Below are 6474 nucleotides of genomic sequence, written 5' to 3'. Positions count from 1 at the left end.
TGGCAAGCTGGTTGGCCTGCATGGCGTTATCGGCGTTTTGTTTGGTCTGGGAGTTCATTTCATTCATGGAGGAAGTGAGCTGTTCCATGGTGCTGGCCGACTCTGCCGCGCCCTGCGACAGGGACTGACTGGAGTCGGAAACCTGCCAGGCGCCGGTATTTACCTGTTCTATCGCGATGGTAATCTGTCCCATAGTTTCGTTAATAGCTTCAAGGGTCTTGTTGAGAGCGTCTTTAATGATAGCATGATCACCTTTATAATTACCGGTGACTGCGACGTCCAGATTGCCCATGGCCATTTCTTTCAGACATTCAACCGCTTCATTAATAGGCTGAACTACAGTATCAAGTGTCTTATTGAAACCGTCGATGATTTTACGGTATTCACCAGCGTGCTTAGAGGCGTCGGCCCGGGTGTCGAGCCGGCCCTCCACTGCCGTTTGGGCCAGGTCGTTTGCATCGTTTACCAGACTTTGAATGGCCTCCATCATCTTAATAAAGTCAGGGGTTAATTCATCATTGTCACTTCTTCGCCCAATTTGCTTAAGCATATCCAAGTCGCTTAGATTACCGTTGCTCATATTTTTCGATACGTCCTGGATACTCGTCATCATCGTTATAACGCTGTTGGTATCTTCTTTCAGGTCATTCCAAACACCATCATATTGTTTGTCCATCTTTTTGGTAACGTCATTTACCGCCACCCGGCTGAGAATCGTCATCAGTTCCTTAACTGGTTCGTCTACAGCCGCCATCAAACCGTTCATGTCACTCAACAGCTTGCCCCATTCGCCGGCAAAGGCCGACGCGTTGCTGCGGGTATCCAGTTTGCCATCCCTAACGGCCTGGACCATATGGTTGACTTCTTTAATCAGGCCGTTGACAGCGTCTATACAGGCATTCAGGTTGTTCTTGATCTCATTGAAGTCGCCATTGTAGCTTTCGGTAATCTTTGGCGGCATGTCGCCCTTGCTGATCAGTTCTATATACTCGGCGGCCACGTTCAGCGGCCTGATTATCGCGTCCAGGGTATTATTAAATCCATGGATGACTTCCTGGAACTCTGAATTGACTTTTTTTGCATCCCCCCGGATATCCAACTTTCCTTCTTGCGCCGCTTTCGCCACCCGGCTGCATTCTGCCGCCAGTTCACTTATATTGACAGAAATGCTGCGATATGAGAAAAACCCCATGGCAAACGTTAATAAGCTACCAGCGATAAGCGCCACCGCTAAAGTTATCCCGGCTAGCCCCGAATACCCTGCCAGGCCGATTAACAACACGGCTAGAACAATGATTGCACAGAATGTCAACATTACTTTGGTTCTCAGTTTCATTAAGCAGATCCCCCTTTTCCATCATACTAAAATAAATTGGCTTACTTTTCATGCTCCCATAAGACCACTCCCTAGCGGGGACATTGCAAATTTGAGGACTCCCAGCCCCTTCACATAGTCAGCCTTGTCAGCAGCCAGGCTGTTCAGTTTAGCACGCAGTCTTTTAATTTCCGCATGTATCTCTAATACGGGACATGATAATACTTCATGTCGAATAATGTAATATTTAAAACCTGTTCACAATATTACCATAATAACCTACTATAGGAAAAGTAATCTATTATAGAATACCCAACAATAATTTTGTCAAAATACAAAAAGCCCCACTCCTAAATGAGGCTTTTGCGATGGAATGTATATACCTTATCCCACATCCCATGTCCCATGTCCCACGACTCATAAAGTCTTTCCCTCCGGGCATTCTAATGATACCAAAGGGGGGATTTTTTTGTCGGATTTTATTCTTAATTATCTCTCTACCCTGGGTTTGGTCGGGTTGCTGATGGGGGTGTTTATTGAGTCGATGGGTGTGCCTTTTCCAGGAGGGATCATGGTAATCCTGACCGGTCTTTTGGTTAACCAGGGCCGGCTGGAGTTTTCCAGCGCCATGCTGGCCACCCTGTCCGGGTACACGGGAGGCTCTTTAACCGCTTATCTTATCGGTAGAAACCTTGGCCAGCCTTTTTTTGTCCGGATCGGCGCCTTTTTACGCATATCTCCCGAGCGATTTGAACAGGCGCAGTCCTTGCTGGACCGTTCGGCTCCGGCTTTTATTATTTTTGGGCGTTTTCTGCCGGGCCTGAGCAACCTGACCCCCTATATGGCCGGCGTCAGCCGCATCAGTCTGCCTTATTTTCTTTTATACAACTCCATTTTCACAGTGGGATGGGGATTTCTTTACCTCCTGTTGGGGATGTTTTTCGGCCATAATTACCAGCTGATTGCGCCTTACATAAACACCAGGCTGCCGCTGGTGGGGCTGGCCCTGCTGGGAAGTGGCCTGGCCTATCTCTTAATTAGAAATTCTCTCCGCAACAGGATAAAAAACGAATGAAAACAAAAATTATTTTTAGAGGATAAATAATCCTCCTGTGAGAAGTATTAATTGCCGGTTGACATAACAAGCAAGGCAGGGGTGTAAAATGATAACAGTGATCAAAGGAGATATTACCGGAGTGGCTGTTGCTGCCATTGTCAATATAAGCCCTGTTCCGGTAGAGGATGCGTTAGTTGCCGGCGTCTCGTTCAAGGGAGGCAGTTTCATTTATACAACCGGCACGGGAGAGGCCCTTGCCGCTGACGAGGCCGGGGTAAGGCTTGTCACCCGCGAGGCCTTGCTGCGGGCAGAGGAGTGCGGCTTGCATAACATCGCTGTTCCTGTTCCGGTTACAGGGGTAGGAGAGCTTGACCCGGAGGCTGCGGCTAAAGTGATGGTCAGTGAGGCAAGGCGTCTCTTGGCTCACAGCAACAGCGTCGAAAACGTGATTTTTTCAGTTTTTGCTGATACGGCATTTGAGACCTTTTTAAAAGTAGCCAGGCGGGACCAGGTCGTTTGCCTGGGGGACAGCATTACTTATGGTTACCCAGGCGGGCCGGAGACCTCCTGGGTAGCTCTTTCGTCTAAGATGGTTGGCCTCACTCTGGTTAACGAAGGAATTAACGGGGATTCCACCTGGGGGATGCTGGACCGCTTGAAATATGATGTTCGACCAATGGCGCCGGCTTATGTGATCATCCTGGGTGGCGCCAACGATATCTTGCTTGGGGGCAGCGTGGAGGAGATCCAGGATAACATCAAAACCATGGCAGCGGTAGCTCTTGAGGCGGGGATATGTCCTGTCCTGGTTGTGCCGCCCCCGGCTTTGCCGGGCGGGGGCTTTGTGCCTCCCGGCTTGGCCGGTAGTCTGGCAGAAGCAATGGCAACCATCGGCTGTTGGGTCAGGTCATTTGCAGAGCAGGAGCGACTCCCGGCGCTGGATTTTTACACTCCCATGCTGGATCCCCAAACCGGGAAGGGTAACCCGCATTACTTTACGGACGGAGCTCATCCCAACCAAAAGGGTTACCGCGAGCTGGCCAGGGCGGCCGGACAGACGCTGCTCCGGTTAAAAAAAGGATTTTATTACAAAGGTTAATCACCCTTACTCTTTGTAGACCCCGCGTTTTATAAACAACTCACCAAACAGCCTCTTTTGAGCCTCTCCATCTACATTTAAGCTCGCGCCGCTTTGCTATTTTCACCTGCCCGTTAATGTTATAATTACCCGGTAAAGGGATAAAAAGGCGTTGTTACCGCGAGGTGCAAACATTTTTAATTTTAGACAGGAATTGTATTTCAAGTCGAGAACTTATATGTGACCGCATTTATTGTATGGGGGTAGGGGTATGTATAAAGAAATAGCCATTCCCGAATTTATTGGGGAGACAGAGCAGGCTGTGATTCTGGTGGTACCGGCCCTGGAGCGGGATTTATCGGTATTGTTTAAGCGCTTCCATGAAGGCGAGGAAATAAATTACTGGTTTAGCTGGGAATTAACACTGCTCAATGATGATCAATATATGGTTACCCTGGAGATTGGTTGGGACGGAGAAGACGTGGTTTCCATCGGCTTTACACTGGACATGTGGGAGTACCTGCCGGTTATTACCAGGCGCAGCCATGTTGTCTTGATGACGGACTGGCGTCTCATCGAGGAGGGCATTGCAGCCGGGATGGACAAGATGGGGAGATTTCGGCCCAGGGCCTTGCTGGTGCGTAACGCGGGCCGGGGCATGGGAGAGCTGTCCAGTAAAGTGGCCGATCAGGCCATGTATAGCAAAAGTAATATCAAACTGGCGCAGTTGCTTGAAATTTTGCGGGACAGCTTCATTTCAAAGGCGAACTTGCACTAGCGGCGGACGGATAGGAAAGGAAATAGTGGAAATGAATATATCATATTAAAACTCGGGAGGTATCCAGGTGGGACCGTCCAAAATCAGCGAAATCGCCAGGGGCGCCATGCGTATAGAGGAAAAGGGCTTCAGGTTTTACAGCGCCATGGCCCGCATGACGGAAGATGAACGGGCCAGGCAGATATTTATAAAACTTGCTGATGAAGAAAAGGAACACTTAAAGGTTTTTGAAAAGCTCCTGGTGTGTTATGATCACGATGAATTTCTTGAACCGGAGGTTTCGGATTATCTTAACGCCGTTATGCAGGAAAATCTCTTTCCCGTGGATGTGGAACCGGGGCAGGCTGGCTGGAAAGCTGAAACCATGAAGGATGCCCTGGCCATCGGGGTCCAGGCTGAAAAGGACGCCATTTTAGTCTATCATGAACTACTGTCACGCACCCGTTCGGATAATGGACGCAAGCTGCTGTACAGTTTAATTGAGGAAGAAAAAATGCATTTGGTAGAGTTGAGAAGTTACTATGAGGAAATCTGAAGATATTTAAAATATTGCTGTATAATGGTAAATTATATATTAGGTATCTTGAGGGGGCGTTTTATATGCTGGACCTGTTTGGCAAGCTTAAGGTTAAAAAAAATCAAGAACAGGGGCATGAGGCCAGGTGCGTGTGCGGTGAGTTGGCCATCCGGATCCCCGAAGAAAAGAAAGAGATCTACTTGTGCCAGAAGTGCAATAAACTCCTCTATTACGTGGATCCCGCCCCAAGCTTGACCAACGTTATCCCGCTCAGTCTGGGTTTCTTCAAGAGACGCAAGTAACGGCTGCAGGATAGTTGTTAAGTAAACAAAATTCATATAATTAAAAGCGGTGGGAATAATACGTTTTAACAATCCTTTAGTTGGGAAGGTAACATGATCTTAACGATTATTCGCACCCTTATTTTATTTGCCGTGGTAGTAGTGGCCTTGAGGCTCATGGGCAAGAGGCAAATCGGGCAGCTGCAGCCTTACGAACTCGTAATTATAATCATGCTCTCCGAGCTGGCTGCCATCCCCATGGAGAATATTGGCATTCCACTTTTTAGCGGGCTCTTGCCAATCCTGACCCTATTAGTGGCTGGAGTTACCTTGTCCTATATTTCCTTGAAAAACGTGAAGGCCAGGGGGGTTATCTGCGGTACGCCGGTTGTCTTAATCGAAGGCGGCAAAATAATAGAAAAAGAGCTGCAGAGAACGCGCTTTAACATAAACGATCTGCTGGAAGAGTTGAGGTCCAAAAACTTTCCCAATATTTCTGATGTTGAATTTGCCATCCTGGAAACCTCGGGGCATTTGAGCGTTATTCCAAAATCACAAAAAAGGCCGTTGGTTCCCCAGGATTTGAATTTGTCTACACAGTATGAGGGGTTGCCCCTAACTTTGGTAATTGACGGTCAGATAATGGATAAGAATTTGCAGAAGGCCCGGCTTGACCCCGGCTGGCTCAAGTCGGAGTTGGATAAATTCGGTATCAAAAGTTTTAAGGATGTCCTGTTTGCCAGCCTGGACACGGAAGGCAAACTTTTCTATCAGGCTAAAGCAAAAACTTAAAAACCAATACAACTGGTCCGGGGGCTAAGATGAGGCTGCTAACCACACTGCTAATAATATTCGTCGCTGTTGTTGCGTTGGGCTTTTGGACCAACCACCAACTTACGGTCTCAGCCAATGAACTTTTACTTGATGTGGACAAAATCCGCGGGGAAATCAACGCGGAGAATTGGGACAGCGCCTCAGAGCATACCGAGGCGCTGGAACGGAACTGGGATCGGAGAGGAAAATGGTGGCCCGCGTTACTGGACCACGAGGAAATTGATAATATTGATTTCGCCATAGCCAAAAACAAGGAATATATTGCTGAAAGAAACACCCCGCTGGCATTGGGACAGCTTTCTGAAATAAGGCAGATGATTAAACACATACCTGAAAAAGGGACCATAAATCTCACTAATATTTTTTAGCCGTATTTTCTTATTTAATCATGAGCGCATACCTGCAGGCGCAATTACCGCATTTTTGAAAAAATAAAGGTACATATATGGTATTGGTGTCATATATTATGGTTGACGATAACCAAGATATAAAATAAAATAAAATAACATAGATAACTTTATGGGCTTTTATATGATTAACTATTTTGCCACGGCTTTCATTCGTCCTAACGTGTGAGCCGGGGCATTTGTCTTTTTACCCCAAATGAGAATGGT

Annotated in this window: 7 protein-coding genes and 1 pseudogene; 7 read left to right on the top strand and 1 reads right to left on the bottom strand. The window is 47.4% G+C overall.

All coding sequences use genetic code 11. From position 1 onward, the window contains the following. A pseudogene (locus Psfp_RS16120) lies at window positions 1–1336 on the bottom strand (methyl-accepting chemotaxis protein); the annotation flags it as partial. Window positions 1337–1784: 448 nt separating this feature from the next. On the opposite strand from Psfp_RS16120, the gene Psfp_RS16115 reads away from it, so the two are divergent. From Psfp_RS16115 to Psfp_RS16085, 7 genes are all read left to right on the top strand, one after another. Continuing rightward, window positions 1785–2390 carry a DedA family protein gene (locus tag Psfp_RS16115; protein WP_134219564.1) on the top strand — a complete coding sequence of 202 codons (606 nt, stop codon included), beginning with the start codon at window positions 1785–1787 and terminating at the stop codon, window positions 2388–2390. A gap of 88 nt (window positions 2391–2478) precedes the next feature. Further along, window positions 2479–3471 (top strand): GDSL-type esterase/lipase family protein, encoded by a 993-nt coding sequence (locus Psfp_RS16110; RefSeq protein ID WP_134219563.1) that lies wholly within the window; start codon window positions 2479–2481, stop codon window positions 3469–3471. A gap of 250 nt (window positions 3472–3721) precedes the next feature. Beyond that, window positions 3722–4228 carry a hypothetical protein gene (locus Psfp_RS16105; protein ID WP_134219562.1) on the top strand — a complete coding sequence of 169 codons (507 nt, stop codon included), beginning with the start codon at window positions 3722–3724 and terminating at the stop codon, window positions 4226–4228. Between the two features lie 67 nt (window positions 4229–4295). Continuing rightward, on the top strand, window positions 4296–4763 hold the full coding sequence (locus Psfp_RS16100) for a ferritin family protein (protein WP_134219561.1): 468 nt from the start codon (window positions 4296–4298) through the stop codon (window positions 4761–4763). Between the two features lie 65 nt (window positions 4764–4828). Next, window positions 4829–5047 (top strand): hypothetical protein, encoded by a 219-nt coding sequence (locus Psfp_RS16095; RefSeq protein ID WP_134219560.1) that lies wholly within the window; start codon window positions 4829–4831, stop codon window positions 5045–5047. Window positions 5048–5140: 93 nt separating this feature from the next. Then, window positions 5141–5818: a DUF421 domain-containing protein gene (locus Psfp_RS16090; protein ID WP_134219559.1), complete on the top strand. Its 678-nt coding sequence runs from the start codon at window positions 5141–5143 to the stop codon at window positions 5816–5818. Window positions 5819–5847: 29 nt separating this feature from the next. Next, complete coding sequence (locus Psfp_RS16085; RefSeq protein WP_134219558.1) at window positions 5848–6228, top strand: DUF4363 family protein; 381 nt, start codon at window positions 5848–5850, stop codon at window positions 6226–6228. Window positions 6229–6474: the final 246 nt, after the last annotated feature.

The organism is Pelotomaculum sp. FP (genome assembly GCF_004369245.1).
GTDB classification, from domain to species: Bacteria; Bacillota; Desulfotomaculia; order Desulfotomaculales; family Pelotomaculaceae; genus Pelotomaculum_C; species Pelotomaculum_C schinkii.
The sequence above is the reverse complement of the archived record's forward strand: the minus strand, read 5'-3'. Positions and strand labels throughout refer to the sequence as shown.

What these genes read in the sequence shown, in the direction of transcription:
- Psfp_RS16105 (WP_134219562.1), top strand. Translation starts at nt 3,722, where the DNA reads ATGTATAAAGAAATAGCCATTCCCGAATTTATTGGGGAGACAGAGCAG.
- Psfp_RS16090 (WP_134219559.1), top strand. Translation starts at nt 5,141, where the DNA reads ATGATCTTAACGATTATTCGCACCCTTATTTTATTTGCCGTGGTAGTA.
- Psfp_RS16095 (WP_134219560.1), top strand. Translation starts at nt 4,829, where the DNA reads ATGCTGGACCTGTTTGGCAAGCTTAAGGTTAAAAAAAATCAAGAACAG.
- Psfp_RS16110 (WP_134219563.1), top strand. Translation starts at nt 2,479, where the DNA reads ATGATAACAGTGATCAAAGGAGATATTACCGGAGTGGCTGTTGCTGCC.
- Psfp_RS16085 (WP_134219558.1), top strand. Translation starts at nt 5,848, where the DNA reads ATGAGGCTGCTAACCACACTGCTAATAATATTCGTCGCTGTTGTTGCG.